Source organism: Nocardia sp. NPDC058244, from assembly GCF_042882065.1.
Taxonomy (GTDB): domain Bacteria; phylum Actinomycetota; class Actinomycetes; order Mycobacteriales; family Mycobacteriaceae; genus Nocardia.
The window spans coordinates 363,814-384,837 of record NZ_JBHVWX010000002.1 but is presented as its reverse complement, the minus strand read 5'-3'; the positions used below and the strand labels follow the sequence as shown (position 1 = coordinate 384,837).

Sequence of the window (21,024 nt, the reverse complement as noted above, 5' to 3'; positions counted from 1 at the left end):
CCCATGCCGCGCGCGCCCGAATCGAAGGTGGTGCCTGCACTACCGACCCAGGGGTGGGGAAGGTGAAACGCCCATGGTGGCGCCGGATGTCCCCCTAGGGGTGGCTGTTTCGGCGCGCTCGCGCCCATACCGTTCATCTCGTCGAAAACGAACACAGAGGAGCGAACGACATGCGCATCAAAACCACCATCGCCGCCGGACTGCTGGCTGCCGCGACCGTCGCCGGGGTGTCGACGGTCGCGGCGGGCAACGCCGCCGCGGGCCCGTACGGCACCTACTACGGCACCTATGCCACGCTGGCCGCCTGTCGCGCCGACGGCGAGTCGTCCTACACCGGCGGCTACTACTGGGAGTGCACCGAGAACTGGGACGGCTGGGACCTCTACATCTGGTACTGAGTTACCTTCACGTCCGACCCAGGGGCATCCGGCGACGCCGGGTGCCCCTTCTCGGTGTTCGGCTAGATTGTCGGTCTGAGTTCCCCCAGTGAGAGAGATTGGCCGCGCATGCTGACGTTCGCCGTGCTCGGTGAGATCCGTGCCTGGCGCGACGCGGTCGAGCTCGACCTCGGCTCCCGGCAGCAGCGGGCACTCCTGGCCGCCCTGCTGCTGCGCACCGGCCGCTCGGCCACCGTCGACGAACTGATCGACGACGTCTGGGGCGAGAACCCCACCGCCAGCGCCGTCGGCGCGCTGCGCAATCACATCCTGCATCTGCGCCGGATCCTCGAACCCGACCGGGCGGCGGGGGAGCCGCCGCGGGTGTTGGTCGCGCTCGGCGGTGGTTACGCGCTGCGGGTGCCCGCGGGCTGCGTGGACATCGAACAGGTCGACGACCTGATGGACGCCCCGCATCCCGACACCGCGGCGGCGGGCGACACCGTCGACGCCGCGCTGCGCCTGTGGACCGGCACCCCGCTGGCCGGGCTGCCCGGCCCGTTCGCCGAGCGGCAGCGCGCCCACCTCGCCGACCGCAGGCTCGTGCTGCTGGAACAGCGCGCCGAACTCGACCTGCGCCGCGGTCGCCACGCCGAGGCCGTCGCCGACCTCACCCCGCTGTGCGCCGAGCATCCCCTGCGGGAGCGGCCGCGCGCGCTGCTGATGACCGCGCTCTACCACTCCGGCCGCCAGGCCGAGGCGCTGCGCGTCTACGCCGACACCCGCCGGGAGCTCGTCGACCAGCTCGGAATCGAACCCGGCCGCGAGCTCGCCGACCTGCACCGGCGCATCCTGGCCGGTGAGCTGAGCGCGCCGCGCGAGCCGGTCGCGCCCGCCCGGCCGCAGCCGCCGCAGCGGGTCGCGCAGCTGCCCGCCGACGTCGTCGACTTCACCGGCCGCGCCGAGGTGGTCGACCGGCTCGCCGCCCGGCTCACCGCGACCGGGACCGGGGTGCCGGTCTGCGCGATCGGCGGCATGGGCGGGATCGGCAAGAGCGCGCTGGCCGTGCATGTGGCGCACCTGGTGCGCGAGCGGTTCCCCGACGGGCAGCTGCACGTCGACCTGCGCGGTTTCGCCGCGGACCGCGACGGCGGGGCCACCGCCGCCGACACGCTCGGCGACTTCCTGCGGGTCCTCGGCGTTCCGGAGGGCGAGCTGGCCGCCGGCGCCGCCGAACGTTCGGCGCAGTTCCGCAGCAGGCTGGCCGGGAAGCGGGTGCTGGTCGTCCTCGACAACGCCCGCTCGGTCGATCAGGTCGCGCCGCTGATCCCCGGGACACCCGGGTCGGCGGTGCTGGTCACCAGCCGCTCGGCGCTGCCCGAGCTGCCGGGCACCACCGCGGTGCGCCTGGACGTGCTCACCGACGCCGAGGCGCACAGCCTGCTCGCCGGCATCGCGGGCGCCGACCGGATCGCGGCCGAACCCGAGGCGGTCGCCGCGGTGCTCGGCGCCTGCGGTGGCCTCCCGCTCGCGGTCCGCATCGTCGGGGCCCGGCTGGCCGCGCGACCGGCCTGGACGGTGCGGATCGTGGCCGAGCGGCTGCGCGACACCGCCCAGCGCTTCAGCGTCCTGCGTACCGGCGAACTCGCCGTCGAGCTGGCCTTCCGGATCAGCTACGACCAGCTCGACACCGGGCACGCGCGGGCGTTCCGGATGCTCGCGGTGCCCGAGGTCGGCGAGATCTGCGTCGAGGGCGCCGCCGCCATCCTCGAGCTCGAGGTCGCCGCGGCCGAGCAGGTGTGCGAGGACCTGGTCGACCTGAACCTGCTCGAGACCACCGCGCCGGGCCGCTACACCTATCACGACCTGCTGCGCCTGTTCGCCAGGGAACTGCCGGTCACCGGTGCCGCCGACCCACCGCTGACCGCGCTGCGCAGGCTGCTCGACTTCTACCTCGCCACCGTGAAACACGCTGTCGCGATCTGCAATCCGGGGACCCGGCTGCCCGAGCACCTGCGTCCGACCGCGGCGCCCGGCGTGCGGTTCGCCGACGAGCACGCGGCCCAGGCGTGGCTGGCGGGCCAGCGACACAACCTGGTCTCGCTGTATCGCCAGTGCGCGCAGGCGGGCGGCCCGATGCTGGCCCCCGCCGCCGATATCGCCTGGGCCACCGCCGAACTCATCGACGGCGGCGCGAACTGCATCGAGGTGGCGCGGGCGCTGGAAGAACTGCTCGACGCCGCGCTGTGCGCGGGGGACCGCTCGGTGGAGTGCCGGGTGCGGGTGGCGCTGGGCGCGCTGTTCGCCTACTCGCTCGGCGCGCTGCGCCAGGGCCGCGACCATCAGCGCATCGCGCTCTCGCTGGATCGCGGCACCATCAGCGACGCCAGGCTCACCGCGTTCGCCGCGCAGCTGCTGTCGTCCTCGACCCGGCGCGGGACCGAAACGGCCGCGCCGCTGGCCCATTCGGCACGGGCGATCCGGCTGGCCCGCCGGGTCGGCGACCGGGCGATCGAATGCGCGTGCCTGGTCCACGAGGTGAAGACCTACTCCGACGCGGGCGATTTCCCGGCCGCGCGCGAGCGGGCGATCACCGCGCGGGCGCTCGCCGCCGAGCTGGGCAACCGGTCGCTCGAGGCGATGGCGACGCACGAACTCGGGGTCACCCTGGTCTACCAGGGTGAGACGGCCGAGGGCGTGCGGCTGTGCGAGGAGGCGGTCGCGCTCGGCCGGGCGGGCGGGATCGAACTGCGGCTGGGCTGGGCGCTGTCGCGGCTGGCGCACGTGCTGCTGATGGCGGGCCGGGCCGCGGACGCCGAACCCGTCGTCGACGAGGCGATCCAGGTGTTGACCCGCGCGATCGGGCCGCTGACCAGGGCCAGGGTGCTCGTGCTCCAGGGCCTGATCAAGCAGGCCACCGGGCAGCCGGGGGAGGCGGAGGAGTCCTTCGTCGCCGCGGCGGAGGCGTTCGAGTCGATGCAGGACCCGCAACTGACCCACGAGCGGCTCGACGCCGAACTGGAGGCGCCGGTGCTGGCGCTGCTGCACGACCACCTCGCCGCGCTGCGCGCTCGTCGCGGCATCATCGCCGCGTCATAGCGGCATCATCGCCGGGCACGAAAAATCCTGGGACGCTGGCGAACACAACTGTTCACGCGATAGATTGCCCTATGTACCCGGTTGTCGCGCCAGCGCGCCGCGTCGTCGCCGGGGGGTCGGCGGTTCGGACCGGGACAACGAGAACGGGATGTCCGAACTGCTCCGGACATCCCGTTCTTCGTGTACGTCAGCTCAGTGGCCGGCTTCCTTCAGGCGGGTGAAGGACTCGTCGATGACCTTCTCGGCCTCGGCGCGGCCCAGCCACTCCGAACCCTGGACGAACTTGCCCGGCTCCAGGTCCTTGTAGCGCTCGAAGAAGTGCTTGATCGCCGACAGCTCGAACTCCGAGACGTCGGCCAGTTCCTGGATGTGGTCCCAGCGCGGGTCGCCCGCGGGCACGCACAGCACCTTGTCGTCGCCGCCTGCCTCGTCGGTCATGCGGTACACGCCGATCGGACGGGCTTCCACGATCACACCGGGGAAGACCGACTCGGGCAGCAGCACCAGCGCGTCCAGCGGATCGCCGTCCTCGCCGAGGGTGTTCTCGATGAAGCCGTAGTCGGCCGGGTAGCCCATGGAGGTGTACAGGTACCGGTCGAGCTTGACCCGGCCGCTCTCGTGATCGACCTCGTACTTGTTCCGAGAGCCCTTGGGGATCTCGATGGTGACGTCGAACTCCACGCCATCTCCTTGCTCGTTCGAGTGCTTCTCTGCCGAATCGCCAGATCGTTCTGGGGAACCGTTGCGCAACGAGGATAGTGTGGTGTGCTGGTACACCGGTGCGGCAGGCGGCTCAGCGCGCAGTCGAGGCGTGTCGGGCGGAACAGTCGAGGATCGGTGAGGCGTTGATGTCGAGGTTCGAGATCCCGGTCGGCCGGGTGGCTTGATGGATCAGCGCGGAACGGGTCATCCGCCCTACGGCAACGAAGCGCCGACCGTAGCGCTCGATCGAAACGCCGAGCAGCCGGGATCGAAGAGTGGTCGATCGTCGCTGTGGATCTGGCTGTCCGCGGTGGTCGTCGCGCTGCTGGTGATCGCGGGTGGGTTCGCGGCGATCGCGAAACCGTGGACTCCGGAGTTCCGGCACGGCGGGCTCACCGTGGCCCCGCCGCCTGCCACCGAGCAGCCGATCGCCGAGGTCACCCCGGCCCGGTCGGACGCGCCCGCGCCGACGCCCGCCGGGATCGCCGCCGCGCTCGCGCCGGTCGTCGGCAGCCCCGATCTGGGCAGTTTCGCCGGACAGGTGAGCGATCCGACCAGCGGTGCGGTGCTGTGGAGCCAGGACCCGGCCAAGGCGATGATCCCCTCCTCGACCGCCAAGGTCATGCTCGTCGCGGCCGCGCTGCTCACGCTGCCCGACGATCAGCGGGTGGCGACCAGGGTCCTCGCCGGCGCGCCGGGTGAGCTGGTGCTCGTCGGTGGCGGCGACCCGACGCTGACCACCAGGGCCGACGGCGGCTACTACACCGACGGCGCCCGGATCGCCGATCTGGCCGCGCGGATCAAGGCGACGGGCAGGCAGGTCACCGCGATCGTGGTCGACACCTCCGCCTATCGCGGGCCGACGATGGCCTCGGGCTGGGACCCGGTCGACATCCCGGAGGGCTCGATCACCCCGATCGAACCGATCATGCTCGACGGCGGCCGCTTCGATCCGTCGGCCGATTACTCGCCGCGCACCTCGACGCCCGCGCTGGACGCCGGGCGCGCGCTGGCCGCGGAACTCGGCGTCGACCCGGCCGCCGTGCGGGTCGGCCCGGCCGCGCAGAACGGTGCCGAGATCGCGAAGGTGGAATCGGCGCCGCTGCGAGTCCGGTTGCACGACATGATGATCCACTCCGACAACGTGCTCGCCGAGACGATCGGGCGGGAACTGGCGGTCGCGACCGGGCACGAGGCGTCCTTCACCGGTGCCGTCGCCGCCACCACCGGGGCACTGACCAGCGCCGGATTCGATGTCGCCGGACTGCATCTGGCCGACAACAGCGGGCTGTCCGTCGACGACCGGGTGCCGCCGCGACTGCTCGACTCCATCATCGCCACCGCCGCCGAGCCCACCGGCGATGCGGCCGTGGCACCGGCCGGAACGCAGGCCAGGCCCGAGAACGACCCGCGCGCAGCGGCTCTCGCGTCGCTGCTGGACGACCTGCCGGTCGCGGGCGGCACCGGGACGCTGGCGCCGCGCTTCGTCACCCAGAATCGCCAGGGCGCGGGCTGGGTGCGGGCCAAGACCGGAACTCTGAGTGTCGCCAGCGCGTTGGTCGGATATGTGCTCGACCGGGACGGCCGGGTACTGACCTTCGCGCTGATGTCCAACGATCGGTTGCCGGAGGTCAGCAGGCCCGCCCTCGACGCGGTGGCGGGCACCCTGCGCAACTGCGGATGCTCCTGAGAGCGGGTGGCGATGACCGACGACAAGACCGGGCGCACGACCTCCGGGTTCAGCGGCGCGGTGGACTGGCGGCTGGCCGCCCGCACCGGCGCCGTGCTCGCGCCCGCCGGGCCGCGGACCTCACGGCAGACCGCCGAACAGGTCGTCGCCGAGCTGGCCACCGCGTCGGTGCGGGCCGAAGGGCCGGTGCGTGAGGTCAGCGGACTGCTCGACGACCGGCCGGTGCCCGAGGCCAGGATCGTCGACCGGCCCGGCTGGATCGGCGCCGCCGCCGAGTCGATGGCCGTGCTCACCGGCACCGAGGCCGTCTCGACGACCGGCAAGCTCGTCGGCAAGCCCGCGGGCTTGCAGGCCGGGACCATGCTGGCGTTCCTGTCGACCGCGATCCTCGGCCAGTACGACCCGTTCACCGGCGAGGACGGCACGCTGCTGCTGGTCGCGCCCAATATCCTCAGCGTGGAGCGGGCGCTCGGGGTCGACCCGTCCGACTTCCGGCTCTGGGTCTGCCTGCACGAGGTGACCCACCGGGTGCAGTTCTCCTCGGCCCCGTGGCTGGCCGACTACATGCGCGCCAATGTCGACATCCTCAGCGAGGTCGGCGAGGAGCCGATGAGCGAGATGCTGAGCCGGTTGCTCGCCGAGGTGCGCTCGCGCCGCGACGGCGACACCGCCGACGACCCGAACAGCCGCGGCGTCGTCGGCCTGCTGCGCGCCGCCCAGGCACCGCCGCAGCGCGAGGCGCTGGACCGGCTGCTCATGCTCGGCACGCTGCTGGAAGGCCACGCCGACCACGTCATGGACGCCGTCGGACCGGCCGTCGTCCCGACGGTCGCCGATATCCGGCGTGCCTTCGACCAGCGCCGCAAGAAGCCGACCAATCCGGTGCAGCGGTTGCTGCGCGCGCTGCTCGGGGTGGACGCGAAGGTCGCGCAGTACGTGCGCGGCAAGAAGTTCGTGGACGCCGTAGTCGAACGGGTGGGCGTCGCGGAGTTCAACACGGTGTGGACGAACGCGGAGACCCTGCCCCGCCTCGACGAGGTGGATGATCCGGGCCGCTGGATCACCCGCGTGCTGTGACTGTTCCGCCTCTCGGGGATGCGCGTGCCGCTGGGGTTTCGTCGGCGGCCGGCGGTGCTCGATGACGGGTCAGGTGCGGCTTCCGGAGACTCCCGCTGTGCTGGCGGTGCGGCGGGGTGTGCAGGAGTGGGTCGCGGCGCGCGGTGGGCCGATGCCGGTGGTGGTCGGGCTCTCCGGGGGCGCCGATTCGCTGGCGCTGGTCGCGGCCGCTGTCGTCGAGGCTGGAGACGTGACCGCGATCGTCGTGGATCACCGGTTGCAGGACGGGTCGGGGGAGGTGGCCGCGCGGGCTGCCGAGCAGGCGCGGGCGCTGGGGTGTGTGGCTGCCGAGGTGGTCGCGGTCGAGGTCGGGCGCGACGGTGGGGTCGAGGCGGCGGCGCGGGCGGCCAGGTACGCGGCGCTGGAGTCCGTGCGGGGGGAGCGGCCGGTGCTGCTCGGGCACACTCTCGACGATCAGGCCGAAACCGTCCTGCTCGGGCTGGCACGCGGGTCGGGCGGGCGTTCGATTCAGGGCATGGCGGCGTGGAACGAGCCGTGGGGGCGGCCGTTGCTGGGGGTGCGGCGGGCACGGACGCGACAGATGTGCGTCGACCTCGGGATCGAACCGTGGGAGGACCCGCACAACCTCGACCCGGCCTACACCCGGGTGCGGGTGCGCACCGAAGTCCTGCCGCTGCTCGAGGACGTGCTCGGTGGCGGCGTCGCCCAGGCGCTGGCCCGCACGGCCGACCAGCTGCGCGCCGACGGCGATGTCCTCGACGCGCTCACCGCCGACCTGCTGCGCGCGGCTACCGTGGGCGACGACGGCCGACGCGGCTCGGATCGGCCCGCTGGTAGCACCGGCAATCGCGGCAGTGGCCCCGGCGACAGTGATCGACCCGTGCTGTCGATCGAGATCCTGGCCACTGCGGCCCCGGCGCTGCGTCGCCGGACGATCCGGGCCTGGCTCGCCGACCAGGGCATCGGCGGCGTGCTGAACGCACATTTACAGGCGATCGACGAACTCGTGAGCAACTGGCGCGGGCAGGGCGGGGTGGCCGTGGCCGGGGGCAGCAGGGACCACAGGTTGGTCGTGACGCGCGCGCATGGCACGCTGACGGTACGCGCGCAGCCGCGAAACGATGCCACATAATGGATCGGCCCGGTCGGGATCGACACCACTGAAGGGAAACCCACTTCCGTGTACGGAGACGACATCGCATCGGTGCTGATCACCGAAGACGAGATCAAAGCCAAGATCGAAGAGCTGGCCGAGATCGTCGCCAAGCGATACCCGCCGGATTCCCCCGAGGGCGACCTCCTGCTGGTCTGCGTGCTCAAGGGCGCGATCTTCTTCATGACCGACTTCGCCAGGGCGCTGCCGATCCCCACTCAGCTCGAGTTCATGGCCGTGTCGTCCTATGGTTCGTCCACCTCGTCCTCGGGCGTCGTGCGCATCATGAAGGACCTGGACAAGGACATCGCGGGCCGCAATGTGCTGATCGTCGAGGACATCATCGACTCCGGCCTGACCCTGTCCTGGCTCAAGCGCAACCTGTCCACCCGCAACCCGGCCTCGCTGGAAGTGGTGACCCTGCTGCGCAAGCCCGACGCGCTGCGCACCCCGGTCGACGTCGCGCACGTGGGCTTCGACATCCCGAACGAGTTCGTCGTCGGCTACGGCCTCGACTACGCCGAGCGCTACCGGGACCTGCCGTTCATCGGCACGCTGGACCCGAAGGTCTACTCCTAGTCCGCCGGCCCGAAGGCACGCAGCACCGACTCGACCAGGGCGTCGGCGAAGGCCGCGTCCAGCGGGCCGGAGCGCGGTAGCCAGCGCTGGGTGATCGGTCCGTAGAGCAGGTCGACGACCAGATCCAGGTCGGCGTCAGCGCGCAGCTGCCCCGCGCGCTGTGCCGCGGCCAGCCGCCGGACCTTGGCCGCGTGCACCGGCTGTTCCAGCTTCTCGCGATAGAGCGCAGCGAGTGCCGGGTCGTTGATGACCTCGGTGAGCACCGCCCGGATCGGCGCGTCGAACGCGGGATCGGCGAATTCGGCGACCGTCGCGCGCAGCACCGTCTTCAGGTCGGCCGCGAGGTCGCCGGTGTCCGGCAGTTCGATGCCGCCGCCGTCGGGGTCCTCGCTCTGCGCGAGCAGGGCGTCGAAGACCACCGCGCCCTTGGACGGCCACCACCGGTAGATGGTCTGCTTGCCGACGCCGGCGCGCGCGGCGATGGCCTCGATGGTCAGCTTCGCGTAGGCGGTCTCGCCGACGAGTTCGCGGGTCGCGTTCAGGATCGCCGATCGGGATCGTTCGCTGCGGCGGGCGCTGTCCGGGGTTCGTGCCATGGGGTGAGTCTAGCCCGAAAATAAAACGAGACGTTTCGTCTTGACAATCACTCGATCGTGGCCCATCCTCGTAATCAGCAAGCGAGACGAACCGTCTCGTCGCACATGAAGGAGACGCACATGACCCGCGCAGACAACGAAGCCCGCACCTGGTTCATCACCGGCGCCTCGCGAGGGCTGGGCCGGGCGTTCGCCGAGGCCGCCCTGGCGGCCGGTGATCGGGTCGTCGGCGTCGCCCGTGATGTCACCCCGCTCGACGATCTGGTCGCCGCCGCCGACGGGCGACTGGTCACCTTCGCGCTCGACGTCGCCGATCGCACGGCGGTCTTCGCCGGGGTGCGGCGGGCGTACGACGCGTTCGGGCGGCTCGACGTCGTCGTCAACAACGCGGGCGGGGTGGTGCTCGGCATGCTCGAGGAACTCACCGAGCGGCAGGCCCGCGACCACCTCGACGTCAACTTCTTCGGCGCGCTGTGGGTGAGCCAGGCGGTGGTACCGCTGCTGCGTGAGCAGGGCTCCGGGCACATCCTCCAGGTGTCGTCCATGGGGTCGGCGGGCGGCTTCGCGGCGACCGGCGTCTACAGCGCGGGCAAGGCCGCCCTCGACGCGATGACCGAGGCGCTGGCCATGGAGGTGGAACGGTTCGGCATCGCCGTCACCATCGTGCAGCCCGGCGGCTACGAGACCGGCCTGTTCACCACCGGGCTCACCATGACCGAGCAGAACCCGGCCTACGCCCCGGTGCGGGCCTGGCTCGAGGAGATGTGGAGCGAGTCGAAGGACGCCGATCCGGCCTCGGCCGCCGCCGTCGTCGTCCGCCTGGTGGACATGGCCGAGCCGCCGAAGCGGATCATCCTGGGCGACGCGGCCTTCGACATGGTCGCCGACCTCGGCGCGGCCCGCACCGCGGAGCTCGCGAAGTGGGAGGAGCTCAGCCGTCAGGCGGGCTGAGGCCGGGTGCCGACCACCCGCAGCAGGGCGCGGGTATCGCCCTCGATGACGCGGAACAGCGCGTAGGAACCGGCGAAACCCAGCGCCCCGCCCACGCAGATCGCGCGGAGCGGGGTGGTGGTCGTCAGCAGGTCGGGGATGGGCAGGAAGGTCGCGCTCACGATGGCGAGCAGCGGAATCGACGCGGCCGTCATCAGATAGCGGTGACACCGCGTGATCAGGCCCGTCAGTGCCGCGCCGTCGGCGCGGAAGTCCTGTCCGTGGTGCACGAACAGCGGATAGACACAGCGCGTGAGGTAGAGCGTGATCAGGAAGAACGGGTAGGTCGTCGCGATGGCCGCGCTGATCGCGGCCGCGATGAGGAAGTGCACCGCCGTGCGCAGCGTCAGGCTGCCCGCCAGCGCGATCGTGGCGGCGAAGACGACGGCCGCCGACAACCACAGCACGACGGCCACCACCACGGCCTGGTTGCCGAACCGCAGGGAGTCGCGGCGGGCGCGATCGAGCGCACCGGGTGAGCAGCGCAGGCCCGCGCGGAGCCGCCGGGGCACGATCAGCAGGCGCCGGGCCAGGTAGATCAGGGTCGCGGCGCCCGCGGAGAAGAAGAGCACGTTCGTCACGCCCGCGACCGTCAGCAGGGTTTCCCTGGTGGCCGGGTCGAGCCGGTCGACGATCAGCGCGGTGTTCAACTGGGCGTTGTAGATCGCGGCCAGCAGATTGGGGATCGTGATCGACAGCGCCAGGATCGCGAACAGGTACGGCCGCAGCCGGATGCGCCGGCTGTCCGGTGGCGGGTCGACGAGGTCGCGGGCGTGCGGGTCCAGGCAGAGATCGAACTGCGCGGCGAGGACACCGGCGTCGGGCCAGCGGTCCGCGCGGTCGGCGGCCAGGCAGGTCAGCAGGACCCGGCGCAGCGCGGCCGGGCAGTCGGCGGGCAGCTGGGCGAGCGCGGCGGCGGTGACGCCGTCGTCGCGGCGTTCCAGGGCGGCGTCCAGGGCGATCTCCGGGCGCAGTTCGTCGAGGGGGACGGTGGTGTCGTCGAAGGGTTTCGCGCCGGTCAGCAGTTCCCAGAGCAGGACGCCGAGGGAGTAGATGTCGGCGCGGGTGTCGAGGTCGGCGGCGGTGCGCTCGTAGCCGGGGTGGCAGGCTTCGAGCTGCTCGGGCGACATGTACGACAGCGAGCCGCCGAAGTACGAGACGGGATTGGGGTCGGTCGAGTGGCTGAAGCTGATGTTGAAGTCGGCCAGCTTGGGCACGCCCTCGGCGGTGAGCAGGACGTTGGCGGGTTTGACGTCGCGGTGCAGCACGCCGTTGCCCGCCGCGTGGTGCAGGGCGGCGGCGAGCCTGCTGCCGAGCCAGGCGACGGTCTCCGGCCAGCTGAGCCGGGCCAGCTGGGCGCGCACGGCCGAGTCGGTCGGGCGGATCTCGCCCTTCTCCTCCATCGCGGCGTCGACGGCGTCGAGCAGCAGCCCGCTGGTGCGCTCGGCGGGCGGGGTCGCGCGGACCCAGCGCAGGACGTCGAGCAGGGTGCCACCGGGCAGGAACTGCATGTACAGCAGCCGCAATCGGGGGGAGCCGTCGGCGGGGTCGTCGAGCACCTGCTGGTCGAAGACGCGCACGATGTAGTCGTGGTCGAGCTGGGCCAGGGTCTGCGGCTCGCTGCCGCTGTCGGCGGAGATCTTCACCGCGACCAGCCGTTGCATCGAGCGCTGCCTGGCCAGGAAGACGCGCGCGAACGCGCCCGCGCCGAGTTCGGTGAGCAGCTCGAAGTCACCGATCCTGGTACCGACCGCGATCCGGTCGAGTCCACGCCGATCGGTCGGATGCGCCGCGCCGGTGCGGTCGAGTGCGGGCCTGGTCGCCTCGGCGGTGCGTGTGGAGCTCACGCCGGGGGTACGGGCGCGAGCGCCGGGCGGTTCATCGCGATGTCGGCGGCCCGGCGCGCGGATAGCCGGACCCGGTCACCCGCAGCAGTGCCCGGATATCGGATTCGATGATCCGGAACAGCACATAGGAGCCGACGAAACCGATCAGCCCGCCCACACAGATGGTGCGCAGCGGGGTGAGTGTGGTCAGCAGGTCCGGGACCGGCAGGAAGGTCGCGCTCGCGACGACCAGCAGCGGAATCGACGCCGCGACCACCAGGTACCGGCGGCACCAGGCGGCCAGTGCGGTGAGCGAGCCGCCGTCGCCGCGGAAGTCCTGGCCGTGGTGCAGGAACATCGGATAGACGCAGCGCAGCAGATACAGGGTGATCAGGAAGAACGGGTACGTCATGGCGACGGCGGCGCAGATCGCGGACACCAGCAGCAGGTGCACGACCGTGCGGACCGGCAGCACGCCGTCCGCGACCCCGATGGTGATCGCGTAGATCACCCCCGCGACGACCCACAGCACGAACACCACCGCGACAGCCAGATGACCGAGCCGCAGACAGTCCTGTCTGGCCCGCTCGAGGGCGCGGGGTGAACAGCGCCGGCCCGCGCGGAGCCGATGCGGGATCGTCAGCAGCCGCCTGCCCAGGTAGATCAGGGTGGCGCCGCCCGCGGAGAAGAAGAGCAGATTGGTGAGGTCGGAGACCTCGCGCTGGGTGGCGCGGGTGCCGGGGTCGAGCCTGCTGTGCAGCAGTGCGGTGTTCAGCTGCCGCTGGTAGTAGGCGGCCAGCACGTTCGGGATCGCGATCGAGAGCGCCAGGATGGGGAACAGATACGGCCGCAGGCGGATGCGCCAGCTGTTCGGTGGCGGGTCGACGAGGTCGCGGGCGTGCGGGTCCAGGCACAGGTCGAACTGCGCGGCCAGGATCGCGCCGTCGGCCCACCGGTCGGCGCGGTCGGGGGCCAGGCAGGTCAGCAGGATGCGGCGCAGCGCGGCGGGGCAGTCGGCGGGCACCTGGTCGACGGCCGTCGCGGTGGCGCCCGCGGCGCGGCGTTCCAGGGCGGCGTCCAGGGCGATCTCCGGGTGCAGGTCGTCGTCGGGGACGGTGGTGTCGTCGAATGGCTTCGCGCCGGTGAGCAGTTCCCACAGGAGCACGCCGAGAGAGTAGATGTCGGCGCGGGTGTCGAGGTCGGCGGCGGTGCGGTCGTAGCCGGGGTGGCAGGCTTCGAGTTGCTCCGGGGACATGTAGGCGAGCGAGCCGCCGAAATAGGACACCGGGCTGGTGTCGGTCGCGCGGCTGAAGCTGATGTTGAAGTCGGCCAGCTTCGGCACGCCCTCGGCGGTGAGCAGGACATTGGCCGGTTTGACGTCGCGGTGCAGCACACCGTTGCCCGCCGCGTGCTGCAAGGCCGACGCCAACCTGCTGCCCAGCCAGGCCACGGTCTCCGGCCAGCTCAGCCCGGCGAGCTCGGCGCGCACGGCCGAGTCGGTCGGGCGGATCTCGCCCTTCTCCTTCATGGCCGCGTCGACGGCGTCGAGCAGCAACCGGCTGGTGCGCTCGGCGGGCGGGGTGGCGCGGACCCAGCGCAGCACGTCTAGCAGCGTGCCGCCGGGCAGGAACTGCATGTAGAGCATGCGCAGCCGGGGTGAGCCGTCGAGTATCTGCTGGTCGAAGACGCGCACGATGTAGTCGTGGTCGAGCTGGGCAAGGGTCTGCGGCTCGGTGCCGGTGTCGGCGGAGATCTTCACCGCGACCAATCGCTGCATCGAGCGCTGCCTGGCCAGGAAGACCCGGGCGAAGGCGCCGGTGCCGAGTTCGGTGAGCAGCTCGAAGTCACCGATCCGCGCGCCGACCTCGATCCGGTCGAGGCCACGCCGGTCGGCCGGATACGCGGTCTCGGGCGCGGGCCGGGTCGCCTCGGTCGTGCGTGTCGAGCTCACCTCAGGTGGTACGGCCGCGCACCGGCGCGGGGTTCATCGCACCGGTCAGCTGACGACCCGCTCCAGGGCGGCCAGGTCGGCCTCGAGCTGACGGAACAGCAGGTAGGAGCCGACGAAGGCGATGATGCCGCCGACGCACAGGACCCGGACGGCCACGATCACCTGCGGGATGTCGGTGGGCGGCAGGAAGGTCACGCCGGCCACCGCCAGCAGCGGGATCGACGCGGCCACCGCCAGGTACCAGGTGCTGCGGCGGCTGAGCGCGCGCAGCCAGACGGCGTCGTCGGTGCTGATCTCGCCGTGTCGCAGGAAGATCGGGTAGATGCAGCGGACCAGGTAGAAGGTGACCAGGAAGAACGGGTAGGCGACCGCGATCGCGCCGCAGACCAGCAGCGAGGCCAGGAAGTGGATGACCGCGTGCATGGGGACGTCCCCGGAGGCCAGTTGCAGGGCGATCGGGAAGGTGACCCCCGACAGCGCCCACAGCGAGAACGCGACGATCACCGCGCGGTCGCCCAGGCGCAGGGTGTCGTGTCTGGTGCGGCGCAGCGTCGCCGGGTCGTAGCGTTTGCCGTGGCGCATGCCCCGCGGCACCGAGAGCACGAACCGGGCCAGGTAGATGAGCAGGACGGTGCCCGCGGGGAAGAACACGAGGTTCACCCCGGCCGTGATCACCACGAACGATTGCTGTGCCGACTCGCTGAGTCTGCTCACCACCAGCGTCTGGTTGTGCACGATGTTGTACCAGGAGGCGAGGGCGTTCGGGATGCCGATGGCGACCACCATCACCAGCAGCGGCAGCCTGCGCAGCACCATCCGCCAGCTGTGGGGCGGTGGGTCGACCAGATCGCGGGCGCGTTCGTCGAGGCACAGGTCGAACTGCTTGGCCAGCACCGCGCCGTCGGGCCAGCGCCGGGAGCGGTCGGGTTCCAGGCAGGTCAGCAGGACCCGGCGCAGGGCGGCCGGGCAGTTCGCGGGCACCCGGTCCAGCGCGACCTGGTCGACACCGCCGGTGCGGCGTTCCAGCATGGCCTCGAGGGTGGTCTCGTCGCCGCCGCCCGCCGCCTCGGCGGTGCTGTCGTCGAAGGGCTTCGCGCCGGTCAGCAGTTCCCACAGGACCACGCCGAGGGAGTAGATGTCGGCGCGGGTGTCCAGGTCGGCGGCGCTGCGGCCGAGCCCGGGATGGCAGGCCTCCAACTGCTCGGGCGACATGTACGACAGCGAGCCGCCGAAGTACGAGACCGGGCTGGTTCCGGCGACGGTGCGGCTGAAGCTGATGTTGAAGTCGGCCAGCTTGGGCACGCCCTCGGCGGTCAGCAGGACGTTGGCCGGCTTGACGTCGCGGTGCAGCACGCCGTGCGCGGCCGCGTAGTCGAGGGCCTCGGCGAGGCGCCTGCCCAGCCAGGCCACGGTCTCCGGCCAGCTCAGCTCGGCCAGTTCGGCGCGCACGCTCGAGTCGGTCGGGCGGATCTCGCCCTTCTCCTCCATCGCCGCGTCCACGGCGTCGAGCAGCAGCTTGCCGCTGCGCTCCTCGGGCGGGGTGGCGCGGACCCAGCGCAGCAGGCCGAGCAGGGTGCCGCCGGGCAGGAACTGCATGTAGAGCAGGCGCAGGCGGCGGGCCGCGGACGGCGCCGCGTCGGTGTCGAGCAGCTGCTGGTCGAACACGCGCACGATGTAGTCGTGGTCGAGCTGGGCCAGCGTCTGCGGCTCGGTGCCGCGGTCGGCGGAGATCTTCACCGCGACCAGCCGCTGCATCGAGGTCTGCCGAGCCAGGAAGACCCGCGCGAACGCGCCGGACCCGAGCCCGGTCAGCAGCTCGAAATCGCCGATCCGCTGCCCGATCTCGATCCGGTCCAGCGGTGCGAACGCGCCGGGCCCGGACGCGTCGGCGGTCGCCGCGGCGGTTGCCGCAGCGGTCGCTGTCGCGGTGAGGTCGAGCTCGGGCGTGGTCACCTGGGTAGTACGACGTGACGCGGGCGGTTGGTTCACCGTTGGGTCGGGATCGTCGGTGCGGTGGGTGCTCTGTTCGAGCTCGTCGGTGTTGAGCAGACCGCGCAGGCTCGCCGCCTGATCCGGGTATTCGCGCAGGCAGTCGCGGGGGTCGACGCGCTCGCCGCTGTGCCTGCGGATGACGAATTCCTCGAACACCAGCCCGGCGGGCAGCGTGGTGCGCGCGAGTTCGGGGAACTCCGCGCAGTAGTCGGCCAGGCGCTTGCGGGCGACGGTCTCGCCCGCGTGCTGCAGCCACCGGTGCCGCAGATCGACGCGGATCAGCTCGTGCAGCGCCTGCCTGCGCAGGGTCTGCGCATCGGGCAGGAACTCGGACATATCAGGCGGCTGACCGGTGGCTCCCCAGGCTTCGGCGAACGCGTCGACCATGCTCGCGCGCACGTTTGTACCCGGACCGGCGCTCGTGTCGGGTCCGTCACCGCTTCCGGTGTTATCGCTCATCCAAACCGACCTAAGGTTCGCGTGGAGCGTGACCGAAATTCCTTCCGCCACACCCGACACCATCGGCCCCCGAGCCGTACCCGAATGATACTTTGCGCCTCGAGAGCAGATCACCCGAATTTCGACGACCATGCGACGGGGGCGAATCCGCACATGCACGATGACCTCACAGCGGTAGCATGGGAGTCCGTCGACGACGACGGCGTGACGGACGCTGAGGTGGCGATGAACTCTTCCCACCCACCCGCCGACGAGTACCCCATCGGCGGCCCGGCGGCGGCGCTGGCCGCCCGGGTACGCGCGGGCACGATCGCGCCCGTCGACGTGGTGACCGAGGCACTGACCCGCATCTCCTCGGAGAATCGCAAGATCAACGCGTTCACCGTCGTGCGCGCCGAGCAGGCGCGCGCCGAAGCCCGCGAGCTGACCGCCCGCGACGAGCTGGACGAGCTGCCGCTGGCCGGAGTGCCGGTCGCGGTGAAGCAGAACATCGAGGTCGCCGGCGTGCCGACCAGGACGGGGTCCGCCGCGACGTCGACCGAGCCCGCGGCCGCCGATCATCCGGTGGTGGCCAGGCTGCGGGCCGCGGGCGCGATCGTGGTCGGGGTGACCGCGATGCCCGAGCTCGGCCTCTGGGCGACGACCGACGAGGACGGCACCGTCACCCGCAATCCGCGCGATGTCGGCCGGTCGGCCGGCGGGTCCTCGGGCGGGGCGGCCGCCGCGGTCGCGGCCGGGCTGGTGCCGATCGCGCACGGCAACGACGGGCTCGGTTCGATCCGGGTGCCCGCTGCGGCGTGCGGTGTCTTCGGGATCAAGCCGGGTCGACAGGTGGTGCCCGCCGGGATCGGCGCCGACTCCTGGGGTGGCATGGCCGAGAACGGCGTGCTCGCGACGACCGTGTCGGACGCGGCGCTGGCGCTGTCGGTGCTGGCGGATCGATCGGATCTGGCCGAGCTACGCGCGCCACAGCGACTACGCGTCGGACTTGCCGTGGCTCCGCCGTCGCGACTGGTCCGGGTGGATCGACACTGGACGGCGGCAGCGCGTACCGCGGGTGCGCGCGCGGCGGCGGCCGGTCACCTGGTGGAACCGGTCGAACTTCCCTACGGCGACGTGGCGCTGCTGATGCTGCTGCGCTGGCCGAGCGCGGGCCTGGCCGACGCGGCGCGGCTACCGCACCCCGAGCTGTTGCAGCGTCGCACCAAGCGGCATCTGGCGCTGGGCAGGCTGATCCGGCGGCTGCGGTTGGTGCGCCCGGATCAGGTCGACCGGACCGAGGCCCGGCTGGTCGACTTCTTCGAGAACTTCGACGTGGTGATCACTCCCACGCTCGCGGCGCCGCCGCCCAAGGCCAGGAAGTGGAGCGGGCGCGGCTGGACCTCGAACGTCCTGGCCTCGGCGCGCTACGCGCCGTTCACCGGCATCTGGAATCTGGTCGGCTGGCCCGCCGCGTCGGTGCCGATGGGCACCCATCCCGAGGCGCACACCCCGCTCGCGGCGCAGCTGGCCGGTCCGCCCGGCAGCGAGGCCACCTTGCTCGGCCTCGCCGCCCAACTGGAACTGTCGAACTAGACCGCGATCGGCTGCGGCTGCTGCTGGGGTTCGGAGAAGCCGCCGTCGACGGCGCGACCGGCGAACTCCAGGATGGTCGGCCGGGTGTCGTCGGCGCGCCACGCCACCGCCAGCTCACACGGGGTGAGGCCGGCGACCGGACGCGCGGTCAGGCCGGGCCAGCGGTACATCGGGACGTTGTTCTCGGCGAGCAGGCACACGCCCAGGCCCAGGCTCACGGCCTCGAGCTTGTCCTCGGGGGTGGCCGCCTCGGCGCCGATCTTGGCCGCGCGGCCGCCGCGGGCGTCGTTGCCGAGCCAGAAGTCGCGGACCGCGCCCGCCTCGGTCGGCAGGGCGACGAACGGCTCGTCGAGCAGATCGGCGAACTCGATCGTCTCCTGCTCGGCGAGCGGGTGGTTCTCGGGGAGCAGCACCCAGCGCGGCTCGGTGCGCAGCACCTGCCAGCGGTAGCGATTGGGGTCGGGCAGCGGCAGCCACACCAGGGCCAGGTCGGCCTGCCTGCCCGCCAGGCCGCTGGACGGGTCGTTCCACGAGGCGGCGTGCAGGGCCAGGCGGTGGCCGCTGGCGCTCTCCAGGTCGTTGAGCAGGCCGCGGCCGAGGGCGGACTGGATGCCGACGCGCAGCACCTCACCGGCTTCCTGCAGGGAGACGTTGGTCACCTCCCACAGCTCCAGGATCTTGCGGGCGCCTTCGAGCAGTTCCTTGCCGGCGACGGTCAGGGCGACACTGCGCTGGTTGCGGTCGAACAGGACCACGTCGAGCTGGCGTTCGAGCTGGCGGATCTGGCGTGAGAGCGTCGGCTGAGCGATGTGCAGCCGCTGGGCGGCGTTGGTGAAATGCAGTTCCTCAGCGACGGCGACGAAATACCGCAGATCGCGCAAATGCGGGTCCATAGCACCTTGCTATCAGAATCGGTCGGGAAATTCCAGCCAAAACGGGCAAGGAAGTTCGCGTAAGTGGATCAAAACAGTCACCAGGTTGGTATCGCACAGCATATGGCCTGACATGGTGCGCTGCATCATTGAGGCGTCATTTGTGGACAAGCACCGGGCGGCGACCGGTGGATGTGTGACTGCTGGGCGGTTGACCAGCGGAAATGCGTCCGGGCTCACACGATTCGGTGGGGTGTGGCGTGCGCCCCGGCGACGCCGTCGGGCGATGAAACAGACCGCTGACCACTGTCCGTGCGGGAAACCCTGCAATGCAGTGAGTTTCGTCACAAACAGGTTTCGGTGGGTGGAATCCGGCCGTGACGCGCGGTGCGCGCACGGCCGGATTCGCCGCCTCAGCGCATGCGGCGGGCGGTGCTCATCGACCGCTCTTGAGCCGCCAGACCGCGGGAAGGTCGATGCGGCGGATGCCGCGCGCACCGGCGGCCCGCATCGCGCCCACCGCGATGACCAGCTTGTTCATGTCGTACGGGTACCAGAACAGTTCCTTGCCCATGGTGGGCAGCTTCGGCTTGGTCATCGCCTGCGCGCGGCAGTACTTGCGCAGGCCCGCCGCCCCGCCCCAGCGCGCGCCGACGCCGGACAGGCCCCAGCCACCCATCGGCATCGCCGGGTTGAACAGGTTCGAGAACACGTCGTTGATGTTGACCGCGCCCGCGTTCAGCTGCCGGGCCACCCGTTCGCCACGCGCCTTGTCGCCGGTCCACACCGACGCCGACAGGCCGTAGATCGAATCGTTGGCCAGCCGGATCGCCTCGGCCTCGTCGGCCACCTTCATCACCGGCAGCGTCGGGCCGAAGGTCTCCTCGGCGACGCACGACATCGAATGGTCGACATCGACGAGCACGGTCGGCTCGAAGAACGTGCCGACCCCGGTGCGCTTGCCGCCGGTGGTCGCCCGCGCGCCCGCCGCGATCGCCTCGTCGACATGGCGCTGCACGATCCGCACCTGGTTCTCGTTGGCCAGCGCGCCCACGTCGTTCTTCGATTCGCGCCCGTCCTCGCCCTGGCGCAGGGCGGCGACGGCGGCGGTCAGCTTGGTGACGAACTCGTCGTAGACCGGCGCCTCCACGTAGACCCGCTCCACCGAGATGCAGACCTGCCCGGCGTTGAACATGCCGCCGAAGGCGATGCCGTGCGCGGCGCGATCGATGTCGGCGTCGGCCAGCACGATCGCCGGATCCTTGCCGCCGAGTTCGAGGCTGTAGGGCACCATCCGCTCCGCGCAGGCGGTCGCGATCTTGCGCCCGGTCGCGGTGGAGCCGGTGAACTGGATGTAGTCGGCGTTCTCGACGACGGCCGCGCCGGTCGCGCCCGCGCCGGTGACCACCTTGAACACCGGCGGCGCGCCGATCTCGGCCCAGCCGCGGGCCAGCTCGACCGCCGACAGCGGGGTCACTTCCGACGGCTTGAGGATCACCGCGGCGCCGGCCGCCAGCGCGGGGAACACGTCGATCGCGGGCATCGCGAGCGGGAAGTTCCACGGCGTGATCACGCCGACGACCGGGTACGGCCGGTAGGCCACGGTCAGCGACTTCACCCGGGCCAGCGGGCTGTGCGGGGAGGGATGCTCGTCGGCGAGGAACTTGCCGGCCCTGCGCGCGTAGTAGCCGAGCAGATCCACGGCGAAGGCCGGGTCGATGAGCGCGTCGACGCGCGGCTTGGCGGTCTCGGACTGCAGGACCGCGGCCAGATGCTCGGTGTTGTCGATCATCCAGTCCTGCATCTTCAGCAGCCACTTCTTGCGGCCCTCGGGGCCGATCGCCTCCCATTCGGGCTGGTAGAGGCGCAGTTCCCGGACCGCGGCCGCCACCTCGTCCGGCGCGACGATCGGCACCGAGCCGGTCTGCTCACCGGTCGCCGGATTGTGTACCGCGATCACCTGGGCATCGGCCGCGGCGGTCTGGTCGAGTTCGGTCACTGTCGTGCTCCCCACTGCGTTGTGTGAATCAGTTCACCAACTATCAGCCTGGCACAATGAGAGCGCGGATTCTTGGCCGTTCACGTC

The 21,024-nt window shown here is 71.5% G+C and carries 15 protein-coding genes; 8 read left to right on the top strand and 7 right to left on the bottom strand.

The window, feature by feature from the left end; genetic code table 11:
- Window positions 1–170: 170 nt before the first annotated feature.
- Window positions 171–398 (top strand): hypothetical protein, encoded by a 228-nt coding sequence (locus ACFVW6_RS08025; RefSeq protein ID WP_218720726.1) that lies wholly within the window; start codon window positions 171–173, stop codon window positions 396–398.
- 108 nt (window positions 399–506) lie between these two features.
- The gene (locus ACFVW6_RS08020; protein WP_378825053.1) at window positions 507–3,476 is read left to right on the top strand and encodes a BTAD domain-containing putative transcriptional regulator; all 2,970 of its coding nucleotides are present in this window, start codon (window positions 507–509) and stop codon (window positions 3,474–3,476) included.
- Window positions 3,477–3,668: 192 nt separating this feature from the next.
- Here the strand turns inward: ACFVW6_RS08020 and ACFVW6_RS08015 are convergent, their stop codons facing one another.
- Window positions 3,669–4,157, bottom strand: a complete 489-nt coding sequence (locus ACFVW6_RS08015) for an inorganic diphosphatase (protein WP_355280848.1) — start codon at window positions 4,155–4,157, stop codon at window positions 3,669–3,671.
- A gap of 205 nt (window positions 4,158–4,362) precedes the next feature.
- On the opposite strand from ACFVW6_RS08015, the gene dacB reads away from it, so the two are divergent.
- The 4 genes from dacB to hpt all read left to right on the top strand — a co-directional run bounded on the left by dacB (window position 4,363) and on the right by hpt (window position 8,677).
- Window positions 4,363–5,868, top strand: a complete 1,506-nt coding sequence (gene dacB, locus ACFVW6_RS08010) for a D-alanyl-D-alanine carboxypeptidase/D-alanyl-D-alanine-endopeptidase (protein WP_378825056.1) — start codon at window positions 4,363–4,365, stop codon at window positions 5,866–5,868.
- Between the two features lie 12 nt (window positions 5,869–5,880).
- Window positions 5,881–6,945, top strand: coding sequence for a zinc-dependent metalloprotease (locus ACFVW6_RS08005; protein ID WP_355280845.1), 1,065 nt, complete (start codon window positions 5,881–5,883; stop codon window positions 6,943–6,945).
- Window positions 6,946–7,006: 61 nt separating this feature from the next.
- Complete coding sequence (tilS, locus tag ACFVW6_RS08000) at window positions 7,007–8,077, top strand: tRNA lysidine(34) synthetase TilS (RefSeq protein ID WP_378825059.1); 1,071 nt, start codon at window positions 7,007–7,009, stop codon at window positions 8,075–8,077.
- Window positions 8,078–8,125: 48 nt separating this feature from the next.
- Window positions 8,126–8,677 (top strand): hypoxanthine phosphoribosyltransferase, encoded by a 552-nt coding sequence (gene hpt, locus ACFVW6_RS07995; protein ID WP_218720732.1) that lies wholly within the window; start codon window positions 8,126–8,128, stop codon window positions 8,675–8,677.
- Here the strand turns inward: hpt and ACFVW6_RS07990 are convergent.
- Window positions 8,674–9,273, bottom strand: a complete 600-nt coding sequence (locus ACFVW6_RS07990; RefSeq protein ID WP_355280841.1) for a TetR/AcrR family transcriptional regulator — start codon at window positions 9,271–9,273, stop codon at window positions 8,674–8,676. The genes hpt and ACFVW6_RS07990 overlap by 4 nt on opposite strands.
- 120 nt (window positions 9,274–9,393) lie before the next feature.
- Between ACFVW6_RS07990 and ACFVW6_RS07985 the strand changes: the two genes are divergently transcribed.
- Window positions 9,394–10,224, top strand: a complete 831-nt coding sequence (locus ACFVW6_RS07985) for an SDR family NAD(P)-dependent oxidoreductase (protein ID WP_365009925.1) — start codon at window positions 9,394–9,396, stop codon at window positions 10,222–10,224.
- On the opposite strand, the gene ACFVW6_RS07980 is transcribed toward ACFVW6_RS07985, so the two are convergent.
- The 3 genes from ACFVW6_RS07980 to ACFVW6_RS07970 are packed head-to-tail and all read right to left on the bottom strand — an operon-like array spanning window position 10,212 to window position 16,491.
- Window positions 10,212–12,110, bottom strand: coding sequence for a serine/threonine-protein kinase (locus tag ACFVW6_RS07980; protein WP_378825062.1), 1,899 nt, complete (start codon window positions 12,108–12,110; stop codon window positions 10,212–10,214). The genes ACFVW6_RS07985 and ACFVW6_RS07980 overlap by 13 nt on opposite strands.
- Window positions 12,111–12,141: 31 nt before the next feature.
- Window positions 12,142–14,040 (bottom strand): serine/threonine-protein kinase, encoded by a 1,899-nt coding sequence (locus tag ACFVW6_RS07975; protein ID WP_378825064.1) that lies wholly within the window; start codon window positions 14,038–14,040, stop codon window positions 12,142–12,144.
- A 45-nt stretch (window positions 14,041–14,085) separates the two neighbouring features.
- Window positions 14,086–16,491, bottom strand: a complete 2,406-nt coding sequence (locus tag ACFVW6_RS07970) for a serine/threonine-protein kinase (RefSeq protein ID WP_378825067.1) — start codon at window positions 16,489–16,491, stop codon at window positions 14,086–14,088.
- Between the two features lie 225 nt (window positions 16,492–16,716).
- On the opposite strand from ACFVW6_RS07970, the gene ACFVW6_RS07965 reads away from it, so the two are divergent.
- The gene (locus ACFVW6_RS07965; protein WP_378825069.1) at window positions 16,717–18,066 is read left to right on the top strand and encodes an amidase; all 1,350 of its coding nucleotides are present in this window, start codon (window positions 16,717–16,719) and stop codon (window positions 18,064–18,066) included.
- On the opposite strand, the gene ACFVW6_RS07960 is transcribed toward ACFVW6_RS07965, so the two are convergent.
- Window positions 18,063–18,959: a LysR substrate-binding domain-containing protein gene (locus tag ACFVW6_RS07960; RefSeq protein WP_355280830.1), complete on the bottom strand. Its 897-nt coding sequence runs from the start codon at window positions 18,957–18,959 to the stop codon at window positions 18,063–18,065. The genes ACFVW6_RS07965 and ACFVW6_RS07960 overlap by 4 nt on opposite strands.
- A gap of 415 nt (window positions 18,960–19,374) precedes the next feature.
- Window positions 19,375–20,937 (bottom strand): aldehyde dehydrogenase family protein, encoded by a 1,563-nt coding sequence (locus ACFVW6_RS07955; protein ID WP_378825071.1) that lies wholly within the window; start codon window positions 20,935–20,937, stop codon window positions 19,375–19,377.
- Window positions 20,938–21,024: the final 87 nt, after the last annotated feature.

What these genes read in the sequence shown, in the direction of transcription:
- ACFVW6_RS07965 (WP_378825069.1), top strand. Translation starts at nt 16,717, where the DNA reads ATGAACTCTTCCCACCCACCCGCCGACGAGTACCCCATCGGCGGCCCG.
- ACFVW6_RS07970 (WP_378825067.1), bottom strand. Translation starts at nt 16,491, where the DNA reads ATGAGCGATAACACCGGAAGCGGTGACGGACCCGACACGAGCGCCGGT.
- ACFVW6_RS07985 (WP_365009925.1), top strand. Translation starts at nt 9,394, where the DNA reads ATGACCCGCGCAGACAACGAAGCCCGCACCTGGTTCATCACCGGCGCC.
- tilS (WP_378825059.1), top strand. Translation starts at nt 7,007, where the DNA reads ATGACGGGTCAGGTGCGGCTTCCGGAGACTCCCGCTGTGCTGGCGGTG.
- ACFVW6_RS07960 (WP_355280830.1), bottom strand. Translation starts at nt 18,959, where the DNA reads ATGGACCCGCATTTGCGCGATCTGCGGTATTTCGTCGCCGTCGCTGAG.
- ACFVW6_RS08005 (WP_355280845.1), top strand. Translation starts at nt 5,881, where the DNA reads ATGACCGACGACAAGACCGGGCGCACGACCTCCGGGTTCAGCGGCGCG.
- ACFVW6_RS08020 (WP_378825053.1), top strand. Translation starts at nt 507, where the DNA reads ATGCTGACGTTCGCCGTGCTCGGTGAGATCCGTGCCTGGCGCGACGCG.
- ACFVW6_RS08025 (WP_218720726.1), top strand. Translation starts at nt 171, where the DNA reads ATGCGCATCAAAACCACCATCGCCGCCGGACTGCTGGCTGCCGCGACC.
- dacB (WP_378825056.1), top strand. Translation starts at nt 4,363, where the DNA reads ATGGATCAGCGCGGAACGGGTCATCCGCCCTACGGCAACGAAGCGCCG.
- ACFVW6_RS07990 (WP_355280841.1), bottom strand. Translation starts at nt 9,273, where the DNA reads ATGGCACGAACCCCGGACAGCGCCCGCCGCAGCGAACGATCCCGATCG.